Annotated in this window: 17 protein-coding genes; 6 read left to right on the forward strand and 11 right to left on the reverse strand. The window is 63.2% G+C overall.

The genetic code is table 11. The features are described 5' to 3' along the window. Positions 1–30 precede the first annotated feature (30 nt). The 4 genes from HQN78_RS07785 to HQN78_RS07800 are packed head-to-tail and all read right to left on the reverse strand — an operon-like array spanning position 31 to position 2,811. Complete coding sequence (locus HQN78_RS07785) at positions 31–621, reverse strand: HupE/UreJ family protein (RefSeq protein WP_235088849.1); 591 nt, start codon at positions 619–621, stop codon at positions 31–33. Then, complete coding sequence (ureG, locus tag HQN78_RS07790; RefSeq protein ID WP_235088850.1) at positions 605–1,270, reverse strand: urease accessory protein UreG; 666 nt, start codon at positions 1,268–1,270, stop codon at positions 605–607. The genes HQN78_RS07785 and ureG overlap by 17 nt, the downstream gene beginning before the upstream one ends. Positions 1,271–1,300: 30 nt before the next feature. After that, on the reverse strand, positions 1,301–1,957 hold the full coding sequence (locus HQN78_RS07795) for an urease accessory protein UreF (protein WP_235088851.1): 657 nt from the start codon (positions 1,955–1,957) through the stop codon (positions 1,301–1,303). After that, a complete protein-coding gene (locus HQN78_RS07800) occupies positions 1,954–2,811 on the reverse strand; it encodes a hypothetical protein (protein ID WP_235088852.1) in 858 nt (285 codons plus the stop codon). Before HQN78_RS07800 ends, HQN78_RS07795 begins: the two co-directional genes overlap by 4 nt. 266 nt (positions 2,812–3,077) lie before the next feature. On the opposite strand from HQN78_RS07800, the gene HQN78_RS07805 reads away from it, so the two are divergent. Continuing rightward, positions 3,078–3,233: a DUF5993 family protein gene (locus HQN78_RS07805; RefSeq protein WP_158274275.1), complete on the forward strand. Its 156-nt coding sequence runs from the start codon at positions 3,078–3,080 to the stop codon at positions 3,231–3,233. Positions 3,234–3,243: 10 nt separating this feature from the next. Beyond that, positions 3,244–3,792: a disulfide bond formation protein B gene (locus HQN78_RS07810; protein WP_235088853.1), complete on the forward strand. Its 549-nt coding sequence runs from the start codon at positions 3,244–3,246 to the stop codon at positions 3,790–3,792. 18 nt (positions 3,793–3,810) lie between these two features. Here HQN78_RS07810 and HQN78_RS07815 read toward each other — a convergent pair whose 3' ends face one another. After that, positions 3,811–4,734, reverse strand: a complete 924-nt coding sequence (locus HQN78_RS07815; protein ID WP_235088854.1) for a DMT family transporter — start codon at positions 4,732–4,734, stop codon at positions 3,811–3,813. Positions 4,735–4,854: 120 nt separating this feature from the next. On the opposite strand from HQN78_RS07815, the gene HQN78_RS07820 reads away from it, so the two are divergent. Next, positions 4,855–5,760, forward strand: a complete 906-nt coding sequence (locus HQN78_RS07820; RefSeq protein ID WP_235088855.1) for a LysR substrate-binding domain-containing protein — start codon at positions 4,855–4,857, stop codon at positions 5,758–5,760. Between the two features lie 4 nt (positions 5,761–5,764). Here HQN78_RS07820 and HQN78_RS07825 read toward each other — a convergent pair whose 3' ends face one another. Further along, complete coding sequence (locus tag HQN78_RS07825; RefSeq protein WP_107801776.1) at positions 5,765–6,040, reverse strand: hypothetical protein; 276 nt, start codon at positions 6,038–6,040, stop codon at positions 5,765–5,767. Positions 6,041–6,487: 447 nt separating this feature from the next. Then, on the reverse strand, positions 6,488–7,162 hold the full coding sequence (locus HQN78_RS07830) for a hypothetical protein (protein WP_146176637.1): 675 nt from the start codon (positions 7,160–7,162) through the stop codon (positions 6,488–6,490). A 263-nt stretch (positions 7,163–7,425) separates the two neighbouring features. Between HQN78_RS07830 and HQN78_RS07835 the strand changes: the two genes are divergently transcribed. Then, a complete protein-coding gene (locus HQN78_RS07835) occupies positions 7,426–7,902 on the forward strand; it encodes a MarR family winged helix-turn-helix transcriptional regulator (RefSeq protein WP_235088857.1) in 477 nt (158 codons plus the stop codon). Beyond that, the gene (locus tag HQN78_RS07840; protein ID WP_227108081.1) at positions 7,899–8,423 is read left to right on the forward strand and encodes a hypothetical protein; all 525 of its coding nucleotides are present in this window, start codon (positions 7,899–7,901) and stop codon (positions 8,421–8,423) included. The genes HQN78_RS07835 and HQN78_RS07840 overlap by 4 nt, the downstream gene beginning before the upstream one ends. Here the strand turns inward: HQN78_RS07840 and HQN78_RS07845 are convergent. After that, on the reverse strand, positions 8,392–9,261 hold the full coding sequence (locus HQN78_RS07845) for a LysR family transcriptional regulator (protein ID WP_235088859.1): 870 nt from the start codon (positions 9,259–9,261) through the stop codon (positions 8,392–8,394). The two genes, HQN78_RS07840 and HQN78_RS07845, sit on opposite strands and share 32 nt — an antisense overlap. Positions 9,262–9,363: 102 nt before the next feature. Between HQN78_RS07845 and HQN78_RS07850 the strand changes: the two genes are divergently transcribed. Further along, positions 9,364–10,437: an alkene reductase gene (locus HQN78_RS07850; RefSeq protein WP_235088862.1), complete on the forward strand. Its 1,074-nt coding sequence runs from the start codon at positions 9,364–9,366 to the stop codon at positions 10,435–10,437. Positions 10,438–10,561: 124 nt separating this feature from the next. On the opposite strand, the gene HQN78_RS07855 is transcribed toward HQN78_RS07850, so the two are convergent. The 3 genes from HQN78_RS07855 to HQN78_RS07865 all read right to left on the reverse strand — a co-directional run bounded on the left by HQN78_RS07855 (position 10,562) and on the right by HQN78_RS07865 (position 13,462). Next, positions 10,562–11,275, reverse strand: a complete 714-nt coding sequence (locus HQN78_RS07855; protein ID WP_235088863.1) for a hypothetical protein — start codon at positions 11,273–11,275, stop codon at positions 10,562–10,564. 121 nt (positions 11,276–11,396) lie between these two features. After that, complete coding sequence (locus HQN78_RS07860) at positions 11,397–12,305, reverse strand: tetratricopeptide repeat protein (protein WP_235088864.1); 909 nt, start codon at positions 12,303–12,305, stop codon at positions 11,397–11,399. Positions 12,306–12,343: 38 nt separating this feature from the next. Beyond that, entirely contained in the window at positions 12,344–13,462 is a 1,119-nt protein-coding gene (locus tag HQN78_RS07865) for a hypothetical protein (RefSeq protein ID WP_235088865.1), read from the reverse strand. Between the last annotated feature and the right edge of the window lie 118 nt (positions 13,463–13,580).

Genomic DNA, 13,580 nt, shown 5'->3' on the forward strand with positions numbered 1-13,580 from the left:
ACACGTTCTTAGAAGCGGCTTAGAAGCCGCTTAGACCCAGCCGCCCAGCATCAACACTCCGCACGCGGCGATGCCGCCGCCGGCGACGCGCCCCAGCCGCTCGCCCAAGGCAAGGCGCGTTTCCGTCCGTCCCAGCAGCAAGCCGGCCGCGTGCAGCAGGCCGGAGGCCAGCACGAAACCGGCGGCGTAAGCCAGGCCGGAGGCGTCGTGCGGCATTTCCTGGCCGTGGGCGACGCCGTGCAGCAAGGCGAAGCCGGCGATCGCCGCCAAGGCCAGACCGCGCCGCGGCTGCAAGGCGAAGGCCAGCAGCAGGCCCAGCGCGATCACGCTGGCGGCGATGCCGCTTTCCAGCGCCGCCACGCTCACGCCCAGCCAGCCCAACACGCCGCCCGCGGCCAACATGGCCATGAAGGTCAACGGCCCTTGCCAGCGAGCCGCGCCGCCCAGCCGCCACGACCACAAACCCACCGCCAGCATGGCCAGCAAATGGTCCAACCCGCCAAGCGGATGCGCGAGGCCGCTGGAAAAGCCGGCGACGGCGTGGCCGGGGTGAGCCTGGGCCAGTCCGCTGGCCAGCAATAGCGCCAGCGCGGCCGGCGTGAATTTACGCAGAAAGGTCATTTTCAGCTCCCGAGACCTCAAGTTGCAGCATGCCCTGGGTTTCGATGAAGGCGATGATGTCGTTCAGCCCCTGGCCAAGCTTGAGATTGGAGAACACGAAGGGCCGTTCGCCACGCATGCGGCCGGCGTCGCGCGCCATCACCTCCAGCGAGGCCCCCACCAGCGGCGCCAGATCGATCTTGTTGATCACCAGCAGGTCCGACTTGCAGATGCCCGGCCCGCCCTTGCGCGGAATCTTGTCGCCGGCGGACACGTCGATCACGTACAGCGTCAGATCGGACAGCTCCGGGCTGAAGGTGGCGGCCAGATTGTCGCCGCCGCTTTCAATGAAGATCAGGTCCAGGCCGGGATGGCGCGCGTTCAGCCGCGCCACCGCCTCCAGATTGATGGACGCGTCTTCTCGGATAGCGGTGTGCGGACAGCCTCCGGTCTCGACGCCAATGATGCGATCCGCCGCCAGCGCCTGGTGCTGGACCAGGAATTGGGCGTCTTCCTGGGTGTAGATGTCGTTGGTGACGGCGGCGACATTGTATTTGTCGCGCAGCGCCGCGCACAGCGCCCAGGTCAGGTGGGTCTTGCCCGAGCCCACCGGCCCGCCTATGCCCACCCGCAACGGCCCGCGGCCCTGGGCGAGTCCTGTCGTGTTCATTGCTTTCTCCTTGAGATAGCGGCCTCCGGCTCAAGACCGGAACAGCCTGCTGTACTGGGTTTCATGCTTCATCGCCGCCCAGGCGAGGCCGGGGGCGAAATTGCTCAGTTGGTCCGCCGGCAACAAGGCCGACAATAATTGCTGGCCGGCCGTCTGCCCCATCGGCATCGCCTTGAGCAGAACCGTGACCTGGTTCTCCAGCCAGCCCCATAGATACGCGTCCACCGCGCCGGCCTCGTCCACGCCCAAGGCGCGCGCCGCCTGCGCCCAAACCGCCGGCAGCGCCAGCTCCGGCTGCTCCAGCCCGGCCGGCCACGGCAAACCGGCGCATTCCGGCAACGCTTGCAGCAGGCGGCGCAGCGAATACCCCATCTGCACGGTTTCCTGCCGCAGTTCGCGGCTGTCGCGGCTGGCCAGCAATTGCTGATTGATCCGCGTCAGCGCCGGCTGCTCGTCGGCGGCCAGCGCGCGCCAGGCCTGGGCCAGCAGCGCGGCTTCGAAACGGGACAGCGGTCCTTGCAGCGCATCGCCCAGCCAGGCGGCGGCGCTGGCGGCGTCATGCACCAGGCCCAGTTCCAACGCGCTCTCCAGCCCTTGCGAATAGCTATAAGCGCCGATAGGCAGGCCGGGGCTGGCCAGCCTCATCAGTTGCAGCCGCATCAGTTGCAGCCGCGCCAGCGCGCTCATGCCGCGCCGTACTGATGCAGCCGCGGCGGATACTGGAAGGCCGCCTCCTTACCGTGGGAGTGATGGTGGCCGCCGCCGTAAGCGCCGGACTCCGGCTGGAACGGCGCGTCGATTTTCCGCACCTGCGCGCCCATCTGCGCGATCAAGGCGACGCCGATGCCGAAAGCCGCACCAAAACGACGCAGATCAAAGCCGCCCGCACCGCCTTCCGCCCCGACGTAGTGCCAAAAGCCGCTCAAGGCCTCCGGCTGGCGCGCCAGCACGAAACCATAGGGCAGCAACAGCAAGCCCAGCCACAGCGGCTGGGTCCAGACTTGCAGCCGGCTGATGGCGGTGACGCCGTGAGCCACCAGCGGCAGCACCGCCACGGTGCACAGCACATAGCCCCAGGCCGGCGGCAGGCCAAAACCCAACTCCAGCGCATAGGCCATGATGGCCGCTTCCAGCGCGAAGAAAATAAAGGTGAAGGCCGCGTACAGCAAAGAGGTGACGGCGGAACCCAGATAGCCGAAGCCGGCGCCGCGGGTCAGCAGATCCATGTCCACGCCGTAGCGGGCGGCGTAGACGCTGATAGGCAGGCCGGCCAGCAGAATCACCAGCCCCACCGCCAGAATGGCCCAGGCCGCATTGACGAAGCCGCCCGCCGTCAGCATCGCCGCGCCCACCGCCTCCAACACCAGAAAAGCGGCGGCGCCGCCCAGCGCGGTGTGCGCCACCCGCCACGGCGACCAGCGCCGGAAGCTCTGCGGGGTATAGCGCAAGGCATAGTCTTCCAGCGACTCGCGCGCCACCCAACTGTTGTAATCGCGGCGAACTCTCACCGCGTAAAGCGGCGCGGGATGGGAAGCGGACATGGCGGCGGCCTTGAGGCGATGCTAACAACTGCTTTAATGCAAAAAGCCTGCCAAGCGCCGCCGCGCGCGGCAAAAGGCCGCCGTTTCCCATCGCCGCCCTGCGCGCCGTTTTATACGATACGAATGGCGAATGTACTGATTCAGCGGCAAATTTTGCGCCGTCGCCTGCAAACAAGCTATTCACACAACATTAAGCAAGCGCTAATATTGATTGGCAACCACCACCCAGGCCGGCTCCGCCGGCCCGCCACATTAAGGAATTCCCGATGGATACCCTGCTGTTTCTGCTATTGGCCGCCTCATTGCTGGCCTTGATCCTGCGCAAGCGCCAATGGGCCTACGCCTGCTGGGGCCTCGCCTTCGCGCTCACGCTGTACTGGTTCAAGTTCCACGCCACCAGCAGCCTGCCCATTTCGCTGTGAGGAACCCGACATGACGCACAACCTCACCGACAAGTTGAACCAACTGGGCCTGCTGCTGATCAACCTGATGCTGCTGGTCGCCTTCTACTTCCAGTTCGCCCAGCATGAGCTGCCCTGCCCGCTCTGCCTGCTGCAACGCGTGGCCTTGTGCGCCATCGCGGTGGCGCTGGCCGCCAATGTGCTGCTGGGCGACAAGCCCGGCCATTACGGCATGATGCTGCTGGCCGCCGCCGCCGGCTTCGCCGTGGCCGGCCGTCAAGTGCTGCTGCACATCGCCCCCGGCGACGCCGGCTTCGGCCCGCCCATCCTGGGCCTGCATTTCTACACCTGGGCCGCGATCGCCTTTTTCGCCGTCTTCATCGGCTGCGGCCTGCTGCTGATGCAGTGCCAGCGCGAACACAGCTTCGACCGTCAGCCCCCGGCGCAGCTGAGCCGGCTGGCCAAGGCCGGCGTCGCCCTGACCATGGTCCTGCTGCTGGGCAACGCCCTGTCCGTATTCCTGGAATGCGGGCTGGCGGCTTGCGGAGAAAGCCCGATCAGCTATCTGCTGCTCAATTAAGCCCGCGCCGCGCCGCCGCTAGATCGACCAATCCTCGTCCGGCGCGGCGGCGCGCGCCGCCGGCGCTTCCGGCCGCAGCACCAGCCACAGCGCCAGCGCGATCAAGGCGCCGCCCAGCGCCTGGGACAGCGTCGCCGTCTCTCCCAGCGCCAGCCAGCTCCAGAAAATGCCGAAGGGCGGAATCAGAAACGTCACCGTCAGCGCCTTCAGCGGGCCGACGTCGGCGATCAGGCGAAAGTACAAGACATAGGCCAGCGAAGTGCACAACAGGCCCAAGGCCAGCATCGCCAGCCACACCTCCGCTCCCGCCGCCGGCCACGCCAAGGGCTGCGCGCTCGCCTGCCACGCCATGAACGGCAACAGCAACGCCACCGCGCCCAGCTGGCTGCCCAGGGCCACCACGCGGCTGTCCAGGCCGCCACGGTCCGCAATCCAGCGCTTGGTCAGAAAACCGGCCAGGCCGTAACAGGCGGTAGCCGCCAGGCAGGCCGCCACGCCCCACAACGCCTCCGGCCCCGCCGCCGGCCCCGTCCGCGTCAACACCGCCACGCCCGCCAGGCCAATCAACACGCCGACCAGCTTGTTGGCGCTGATGCGCTCGCCAAACAAAGCCGCGCCGATCAACACCCCCATCAGCGGCGTGCTGGCGTTCAGGATCGCGCTATAGCCGGCCGGCAACACCCGGGCCGCCAGCGCGAACAAGAGAAACGGCAAGCCGGAATTGATCACCCCCAGCAGCAAGGTGGCGGCCAGCTTGCCCTTGAAGGACAGCCCCACCCGCAATAAGGCGATCAGCCCCAGCAGGCCCGCCGCCCCCAGCGCCACCCGGCCAAACGCCGTCGGCAACGCGCCCAGCGCCGGCGCGGCGATGCGCATGAACAAAAAGCTGCCGCCCCACAAGGCCGCCAACAACAGCAAACGACTCAAGCTCGCCATTCCCATGATGCCTCTCCCTTCGCCTTGTATTTAACTTTGCTAAACCAGATACTGAAATCATCAACCGCATAGATGCCGCAAACAAACGATTTTTCCTGCCTGACGATTTAGAAAATCTAAACTCATATGCCCAAACCGCCGCTGGAATCCCTGCGCTTCTTCGAAGCCGCCGCGCGCCGGCTCAGCGTCAAGCTGGCCGCCGAAGAACTGCACGTCACCCCCGGCGCGGTCTCCCAGCAACTGCGCAAGCTGGAAGACTGCCTGGGCCAGCCGCTGTTCGAGCGCCGCGCGCGCGGCCTGACGCTCAACGCCGCCGGCCGCGACTACCTGGCCGCCTGCCGGCAAGCGCTGGACCTGATAGACCACGCCACCGCGCGGCTGACCGGCGCCCGCCGCGTAATCCTGCTCAGCTGCACCCCCTCGTTTGGCGCGCAATGGCTACTGCCCCGGCTGCAGGGCTTCATGCGCGAGCACCCGCGGATCGACGTCCACGTCAGCACCGGCAACCGCGTGGTCGACCTCGCCGCCGAAAACATCCACTTCGCCGTGCGCCACGGCCTGGGCGATTACCCCGGCCTCAGCGCCAGCAAGCTGCTGGACGACGAACTGACGCCGGTATGCGCGCCCACGCTGCCGGCGCGGCTGGACGCCCTCAGCGGCGAGCGGCTGCTGCACGACGAACACCGCGGCGACTGGCGGCTGTGGAGCCGCGCCGCCGGCCTGGAACTGGACTGCGAACAAGGCGTGGTCTGCGTGGACTCCAACGCCGCCATAGAGGCCGCGCTGGCCGGCCGCGGCTACGCGCTGGCGCGGCGCTCCTTGCTGCAAGCCGAACTGGCCGCCGGCCGGCTGCGGGAACTGCCGGCGCCGCCGCTGCGCAGCGCCCTCGCTTATTACCTGATACACCGTCCGGATCTCATGCGCGACCCGGAAATGGGCGTCTTCAAACAATGGCTGCTGGAACAAGCCGCGGCGACCCAAAACAAAAGCCCGCCGGACGGCGGGCTTGTTGCGCAACAGCGTCTTGGCTAAGGGCTTACAGACGCACGTTCTCGATGCGGGTCACATGCGGCGGCTTGCCGCCCAGCGGCTGGTAGATGTACACCGCCACCAGATGCGGCTGCGCGCCGGGATACACCACCTCCGCGCTGGCCAGGAAAATATAGTTCTCTCCGGCCACCACTTGCGTGGACACCGCCAGCGGCACGTATTTCACGCCCAGCAAACCTTCCGTGGCCTGATGGAAAACCTTGCGGTCTTTTTCATCCACCGGCTGGAAACCGGACCAACCACCCAGCAATTGTTCAGACATGATCATGCTCCCGTAATGAGTTATCCAACACTGGAAACAACACGGAGCCCGCTTCGCTTGCCCCGCCCAATGCCGGTATAGCAAGGGCTTCCGCGCCAGGGCAAGGCTTTAGTTATTACTACGTAATTCATATTTCAAACTAAATTCCCATTTATCATTTTCATATCGCCAAACAGACTTTGGCCAGCCGCTCGGCGTCGCCGGCCAAGCCGCGCTCATATGAAAAAAGCCCCGCGCGGGGGCTGGATTCATCATGGGCATCGCGTCAGCATACGGACAGACGCGCAGCGTAAAGCGGCTCTCAGAACGTGTTTACGATCTCACGAGCTAAGGCGAGCCAAGGCGAAAACCGCTGAGAAAGCGGAGTGTACACACGGCATATGAGCATTTCGAAGCGCTACTCGCCGTGCCGCGTCTCACGACGCGCAGCAGATCGTAAACAGGTTCTCAGAAATTCAAAGCCCAATCCGGTTGCAAGGCCTTGATCAAGCCCGGCGGCAGACGCTCGCCCTCCACCAGCAAGGAACACTCCAGCGAGAAATGCCGGGGATCGGACTTGGAGGCCGTCAACAACAAACGCGGCACGTCCGCGTACTGCTGCTCGGGCTTGATGGTTTTCCACGCGCCCTTGTCCCATTGGCGGTACAACGTACAGACGCCGCCCTTTTCCTTGTCGCAGCTGAATGTCAGATCCGGCCGCTGGGCGACGAATTGCTGGAGCGTCATATCCCGCTGCCCCAGCAAGCGGAAACCCCAGTTATAGGACTCCAACACCCCGTTGACGTCCATCGGACCATTGGTGTTGTGGAAGTGTTCTTCCACGTAATCGCGCAAGGCCCACTGCGGCGTCAACGCCACCGGCTGATCGATGGCGGAATGGCGCAGCAGCGACGTCAAGCCTTCGGACGCGCCGCTGACGTCCTCCTCCATCTCCTGCGCCTGATCGCGGACAGGCTGCATCCGCAACGCGGCGCGGCCGTTTTCCACCGTCACCGGCAGGCCGGGAACGGCCTTGCCGGGCTGGGCGATGTAGCGAAAGAAACTGCCGTCGCAATTGAACATCTGGCGCAGCGCCTCATCATCGGCATGGGCGTGCAGGCTGAGCAACATCAAGAAGGGCAAGCATTTTTTCATTGGCTTTGAACAGAGCTTTTTAGGAAGCCGACGATGCTAACATAGAAATTACATTTTCATTTTTGACTGTATTTACAAGTACATACGCATTCATCATCCATTGCCGCTCAATGAACGCGCCCGCCCGGCCTGAAGCCCCCGCCCTGCCTTGCCGCCTCCAAGCAACCGTATTCATGCCCAGACCAAAATGAGCTTGCAATCTGACAACCGGTTGTCAATAATGGCAACTGGTTGTCAAATAGAGAAACCCCATGTCCACCCAACAAAACCATCGCCCTCAAGACATCACCGAGCTGATGCTGCTGATCTTCCGCCTGAACGGCGCCCTGCTGGAAAGAGGCGACCAGCTGGTGGCCCACCTGGGCATCAATAGCGCGCGCTGGCAGGTGCTCGGCGCGGTGGGCCTGGCCGACGGCCCGCAAACCGCGCCACAAATCGCCGCCCGCATGGGCATCAGCCGCCAAGGCGCGCAAAAACAGCTGCACAAGCTGGTGGAGGAAGGCTATTTCGACGTGCTGCCCAACCCCCAACACGCCCGCTCCCCGCTGTACCGGCTGAGCGCCAAGGGCGAACGCACCGTGGCCGGCACCCAAGATTGCCAGGCGAGGTGGACCGCGCAACTGGCGCAACAGCTGCCCGACGCGGACTTCGACGCCGCCCGCCAAACCCTGCAACAACTGCTGCGCGTGCTGGAGACGCTCAGCCCGCCCATTGGAGAAGAGAAATGAACCGCTTCCTCAAACTCATCCACTTCATCGCGCTGGCCCTGTTCCTGGGCAGCATTCTGGCCTGGATCGTGCTGTCCGAAACCGGCCCGGCCGCCCCGGCCCTGCTGGCGCAGACGCGGCAGTACATCCATATCGGCACCTGGGCGCTGACCGTGCCCGGCCTGTGGCTGATGTTGATCAGCGGCCTGCTGCTGGGCTACCGGCGTTACGGCCCGCGCAACCGCTTCTTCCAGCTCAAGCTGGGCCTGACGCTGCTGATCCTGCTCAACGCCAGCTTCGTGGTGGTGCCCGCGGTGGACATGGCCAATCAACTGGCCCAAGCCGCGCTGCTTGAGGGTGCGGGCGGCGCGCCGGGCGCGGACTTTCAGGCCGCCACCCTGCGCGAGGCGATAGGCGGCGGGCTCAACATCCTGCTGATCGTGATCACCGCCGCCGTCGGCGTTTGGCGGCCCGGCGCTCGCGGCCGCTTCACGGCGGACGGCCATGGCGTCAACGCAGGCGCTGCTGTAAAAACTCGATGAAGCGCTGGGTCTTGGCCGGCAGCAAACGGGTTTCCGTCAGCGCGTACACCGGCACCGGCGTGCCGTGCCAGCCGGGCATGATCCGGCGCAGGCCGCCGCTGGCCACCTCGTCCGCGACAATCTCCTGCGGCATCAGCACAATGCCCATGTCCAGCGTCGCCAGCCGCTTGGCCAAGCCGATGCTGTTCAAGGCGAAGCGCCCGCCCGCCGCAACGGCGAGCTCCCGCCCTTCGCCGTGGAAGGTCCAGGCGTCGGGCTTCAGCACGCTCAGACACTGATGCCCCGCCAGCTCCGCCGGGCTTGCCGGCTCGCCCGCGCGGGCCAGATAGCCGGGCGAGGCGTACAGCCCGGGCGTTAGCGCGCCCAAGGTCCGCGCGATCAATTGCGAACTCTCCGGCGTCCCCATGCGCACCGCCACGTCGAAAGGCTCGCTCACCAGATCGACACGCCGGGGAGTCAGGTCCAAATCGAAATCGATGCCGGGATGGAGCCGCGCAAACTCGGCGATCATCGGCGCCAGATAGGTCACGGCGAAATCCACCGGCAGCGAGGCGCGCAACACCCCGCTGGGCTGGGCCAGCATCTCGCCCAATTGCTCGTGCGCCAGCCGGGCCTCGTCGACGATGCGCCGGCAGCGCTCGTAGTAAAGCAGCCCAGCCTCGGTCAGCTCTATCCGGCGAGTGGTGCGGTGCAGCAAGCGCAGCCCTATCGACTTCTCCAGCGCGGCAATCCGCCGCGACAGCGTGGAGTTCGGCACCCCGATCGCCTCCGCCGCATTGCGGAAGCCCTTGGCCTTGACCACCTCGACGAACAAAGCCATATCGTTTAGCAATTCCACCTCATTGCTCCAAAAATGGATCAGTATTATCCAAAATACCCTATTTATCTCACAAATAAAGCCGGCGATGATGAGAGCACCCCACCAATAGGAGAAAGCGCAATGAACACCGTATTCGACCCCGCCCGCCTCGCCGGCCTCACCCTGAGCAACCGCCTGGTCATGGCCCCGATGACCCGTTCCCGCGCCCAGGCGGACGGCAGCCCGAGCCCGCTGGCCGCCCGCTATTACGCCCAGCGCGCCGGCCTCGGCCTGATCATCAGCGAAGGCACCCAGCCGTCCGACGCGGGCCAAGGCTACCTCGCCACGCCCGGCATCTACACCGACGCCCATGTCGCCGGCTGGAAACACACCACGGACGCCGTCCATGCCCAGGGCGGGCGTATCTTCATCCAGCTGATGCACGCCGGCCGCATGAGCCACCCGGACAACACCCCGCGCCATGAGCTGGGCGTCGCGCCCTCCGCCATCGCCCCGGGCGCCGGCATGTTCACCGCCACGGGAATGCAGCCGATTCCCAGCCCGCGCGCGCTGAGCACCGAACAAGTGCGCCAGACGGTGCAGGACTTCCGCCGCGCCGCCCGCCGCGCCATTGAAGCCGGCGCCGACGGCGTGGAAATCCACGGCGCCAACGCCTACTTGGTCCAGCAATTCCTCGCGCCCAGCGCCAACACCCGCGACGACGAATACGGCGGCTCCCTGGAAAACCGCGCCCGTTTCGCCATCGAAGTGGCCACCGCCATCGCCGAGGAAATCGGCCCGGACAAAACCGCCATCCGTCTATCGCCCGGCCTGAGCATCTGGGGCATAGACGAAGGCGAACAAGGCCCGGCGCTATACCGCTATCTGGTGAGCGAACTGAACAAGCTGGGACTGGCCTACCTGCACCTGATGCACCTGGGCGACGAGGCCTTGCTGGCCGATCTGCGTCAACGCTGGCAAGGCGCGCTGATCCTCAACCGCCCGGGCCGCCCGCGCGAGCAGATCGGCGCCGATATCGCCGCCGGCCTGGCGGAGCTGGAATCCTACGGCGCCATGGTGTTGGCCAATCCGGACTTTGTGGAACGGCTCAAGCGGAATGCGCCGCTGAACGAGGCCGACAAAAACAGCTTCTACGGCGGGAACGAGCAGGGTTATACCGACTACCCCGCCCTGAGCGACGCGCAGCCGGCCTGATCTTGGCGGCAGCCGCACAACTTGAAAAATCCGAGTCGTTCATTCTGGGTGAACCATCATGGCTGGTTCACCCAGAATGACATAAAACATTCTGGAACAGCAGTACAACTACTTTTACATATCCTTATTTAAAACTTATCAAAAAAACAATAATCACCCCAATGCCCACCAATAAATTCCACCGCCCCCTTACTCCAAAGGCATGATGCGACAACAAGTGCCAGAAAAAAGAAACCATCAGAGTCATATACAATATAAAGGCCACTAACAGATAGCCTAAAAACCTAGCAAAACCAAACTCTCCCAAAAGCAATGCAGCAAAAAGAAAACCACAAAAAGAGCCCACAATGGTAGAAGAAAACTTGACAAACACCCATCCGTTTAGCCATTCCAAAACTCCAGCCACACCCTGCGCATGCATCCAAGCTTCCACTCTACAGGCTAAAGAATGTAGGCTTTCAAAAATAGCATGCACTCTCAGTTCAACCGTTTCCCAAAAACCAGTATCAAAGAGCTCTAATTGCCTTTCATAACCCTTAGGTGCTCCCTCTGCCAATCTTGCTATTACAATTATCAAACCGAAAACGGGAGCCGACAACAAGATATATTTTAAAATCCCCGCATTCACCGCTGCCACATTGACATCATTCAAAGATGTAACAATAGACTTAATCAAGTACCCTTTGCCGTCAGCCTCCGACACTTTCTCAAGAGAAGTAAACCACAGCGCAAGCAATAGCGTGATAATAGCGGACAGGGAAAACCCCATTAGTGCTTTTATTTTCATGCTGACCCAAACCCACAAACAATGACAAGTGCGTAATTTATCAATTTTCAACAAAGAAAATCAAGCATACTGCGTTACGCCGCTCCCAAACACCATGTGAAGGCCAAGCGCTATAGGTATGAGAGAGAGAAAGGGAGGTGGCATAAAAAAACCGGCACGCAGCCGGCCTGTCTTACTTCGAATACTGCTTGATGTACTGCTCCGCACGCTTCTTGGCCGCCGCCAGCCGGGCGCCGCTTAGTTCGGCTTCGGCCAGCTCCAGGTTGCCCGGCGCGGTACGGCTGCCGTTCTCCTTGGCCACCGCGAACCAGGCGTAGGCTTCGCCCAGGTCTTCACGCACGCCTTTGCCCTGCAAATACATCCAGCCCAGATTGACCTGCGCGCGGGCCAGGCCCTGCACCGCGGCCTGACGGTACAACTCCACCGCCTTGGCCGCATCCGCCGGCATGCCCAAACCGTTGGCGTACATCCAGCCCAGGTTGGTTTGCGCCAGGTCGTAGCCGCGCGCCACGCCCTTGCGATACCAGTCCGCCGCCTGGCCATAATCCTGCTCCACGCCGCGCCCGCCCTCATACATCCAGCCTATGCTGACCTCAGCGTCCAGCAGCCCCTGCTGCGCCGCCTTGCGGAACCAGTGGGCGGCCTCGGCATCGTTCTGCTCCACGCCCAAGCCGTTCAGATACATGAAACCGAGATCATGCTGCCGCTCGGCCTCGCCTTGCTGGGCCGCTTTGAGCAGCGTGGCGAAAGCCTTGCGGTACAGCTCCGCCGCCTCTTGCTGGCTGCCCTCGTCCTCGCTGCCGTATTCGTACAGATCCGCCAAGTTGATCTGCGCGCTGGTATTGCCCTGCTCGGCCGCCTTGCGCAGCCACAGCAAGGCCTGCTGCTTATCCTTCGCAACCTTGACGCCGTCCTTGTACATCGCGCCCAACGCCGCCTGAGCGCCGGCGTCGTTGTTCTGCGCCTGCTGTCGTATCTGTTCCAGCGGCTTGTCCAGCCACGCCTGATAGGGCGTGGCCGCGTCCACACCGCCGGTCAACGCCAACAACCCAAACACTACAGCACCTAGTTTTATCTTCATTAGCCTTCGCCCTTACCCATTCTCAAATACGGCCAGTTCTAGTCCGCACGCGGTACCTTGACCACAAAATGCTTGCCGCTCGTGAGCTTGCCCATAAACACCTCGCCGGACTTGCTCATCAAGAAGGGAAACGCCTCCAACTCCACGCCTTTGGGAATCTCCACTCCGTGTTGTTGCAGATAGTCGGTGAACTTGATCGCCGTGTCGGAATCACTCCAGATCACCGGGTAAGGATCGCCTGTTTTTTGCAAGCGGCGCGCGAACACATTCATCTTCAATTCGCTCCCACTGCCTATCATCACCCGGCCATCAGCGCTGATGCTGGATACGCCGCCCTCCGGTTCCGCGCCAATGCCGTTCAACACTTTCACGCCACCGCTCTGGGTCCAGACAATGGGCACGCTTTGAAACAGCCAACCACCATTTATTGGCCGCTTATAGTGATCGGCATGGCCGACGATGATCGAACCATCCTGGCTGCCGTCAAAGAAGACCGGCCGGCCAGCTCCAATGTCGTACAGCGCTTGCAAGCTCTGCGGCTGCCAGCCCTGGGCCTGAGTCCAGGTGAAGAAGGTGGACTGGCCAGCCTCATACAACAGCCTCCCCTGCAACAAGGTCAGGAAGTAACGTCCGCCATACATTTCCGGCGCAAACTTTTCTGGCGTCAAAGGCACAAGCGCCTTCGGTACTTTCTCCTGGCGGGTATTGGTGCACCAGGTATCGCCCTGCGGCAGCGCCGCCGCGCAAGCGTAATCGGCCGCGACATAGGGCACCGGATAAGCTTCTCCATCCTTACCCACCGAGAAGCTGACCCAAGCGTTGTTGTTGTGATAGGTATTCACCACCGGGCCGACACCGTCCTTGACAAAGTGATATTCCGCTTCGGCATTCTCTCCACCATAAGGTTTGACGCCTTGCTGGCTGATCACCACGAAGCGGCCCTTGATCTGCTTGAAGATAAAAGCGCCGCCACTGAGCGTGCCAGCTACCCAGGAACCGTCTTCCGCCACATGCCGCAGATCCAGGTTGCCCTTAACCGGGAACTGATCCTCGACAATCCAAAACTGCTTGGCGGCGGGAAAACCCTCCGCGTACGCGCCCATAACGGAGCCACATAACAGTAAGCCCAAGCCAATCTTCTGAACGATGCTGTGCATGCTTATTCTTTCTTTTTCAATAAAAAACCCCGCCAGCGTCAACTGGCAGGGCATTCTATGAAATTAGCCTAAAGCCGCCAAGCACGGTTTGACCCAGGCCAAGCCGCGCTTAAGCCCG

The sequence above is a fragment of the Chromobacterium sp. Beijing genome, from assembly GCF_021496765.1.
In the GTDB taxonomy this organism is placed as follows: domain Bacteria; phylum Pseudomonadota; class Gammaproteobacteria; order Burkholderiales; family Chromobacteriaceae; genus Chromobacterium.

Bases quoted from the DNA above. Each gene is read 5' to 3' on its own strand.
- HQN78_RS07785 (WP_235088849.1), bottom strand. From the start codon at position 621: ATGACCTTTCTGCGTAAATTCACGCCGGCCGCGCTGGCGCTATTGCTG.
- ureG (WP_235088850.1), bottom strand. From the start codon at position 1,270: ATGAACACGACAGGACTCGCCCAGGGCCGCGGGCCGTTGCGGGTGGGC.
- HQN78_RS07795 (WP_235088851.1), bottom strand. From the start codon at position 1,957: ATGAGCGCGCTGGCGCGGCTGCAACTGATGCGGCTGCAACTGATGAGG.
- HQN78_RS07800 (WP_235088852.1), bottom strand. From the start codon at position 2,811: ATGTCCGCTTCCCATCCCGCGCCGCTTTACGCGGTGAGAGTTCGCCGC.
- HQN78_RS07805 (WP_158274275.1), top strand. From the start codon at position 3,078: ATGGATACCCTGCTGTTTCTGCTATTGGCCGCCTCATTGCTGGCCTTG.
- HQN78_RS07810 (WP_235088853.1), top strand. From the start codon at position 3,244: ATGACGCACAACCTCACCGACAAGTTGAACCAACTGGGCCTGCTGCTG.
- HQN78_RS07815 (WP_235088854.1), bottom strand. From the start codon at position 4,734: ATGGGAATGGCGAGCTTGAGTCGTTTGCTGTTGTTGGCGGCCTTGTGG.
- HQN78_RS07820 (WP_235088855.1), top strand. From the start codon at position 4,855: ATGCCCAAACCGCCGCTGGAATCCCTGCGCTTCTTCGAAGCCGCCGCG.
- HQN78_RS07825 (WP_107801776.1), bottom strand. From the start codon at position 6,040: ATGTCTGAACAATTGCTGGGTGGTTGGTCCGGTTTCCAGCCGGTGGAT.
- HQN78_RS07835 (WP_235088857.1), top strand. From the start codon at position 7,426: ATGTCCACCCAACAAAACCATCGCCCTCAAGACATCACCGAGCTGATG.
- HQN78_RS07840 (WP_227108081.1), top strand. From the start codon at position 7,899: ATGAACCGCTTCCTCAAACTCATCCACTTCATCGCGCTGGCCCTGTTC.
- HQN78_RS07850 (WP_235088862.1), top strand. From the start codon at position 9,364: ATGAACACCGTATTCGACCCCGCCCGCCTCGCCGGCCTCACCCTGAGC.
- HQN78_RS07860 (WP_235088864.1), bottom strand. From the start codon at position 12,305: ATGAAGATAAAACTAGGTGCTGTAGTGTTTGGGTTGTTGGCGTTGACC.
- HQN78_RS07865 (WP_235088865.1), bottom strand. From the start codon at position 13,462: ATGCACAGCATCGTTCAGAAGATTGGCTTGGGCTTACTGTTATGTGGC.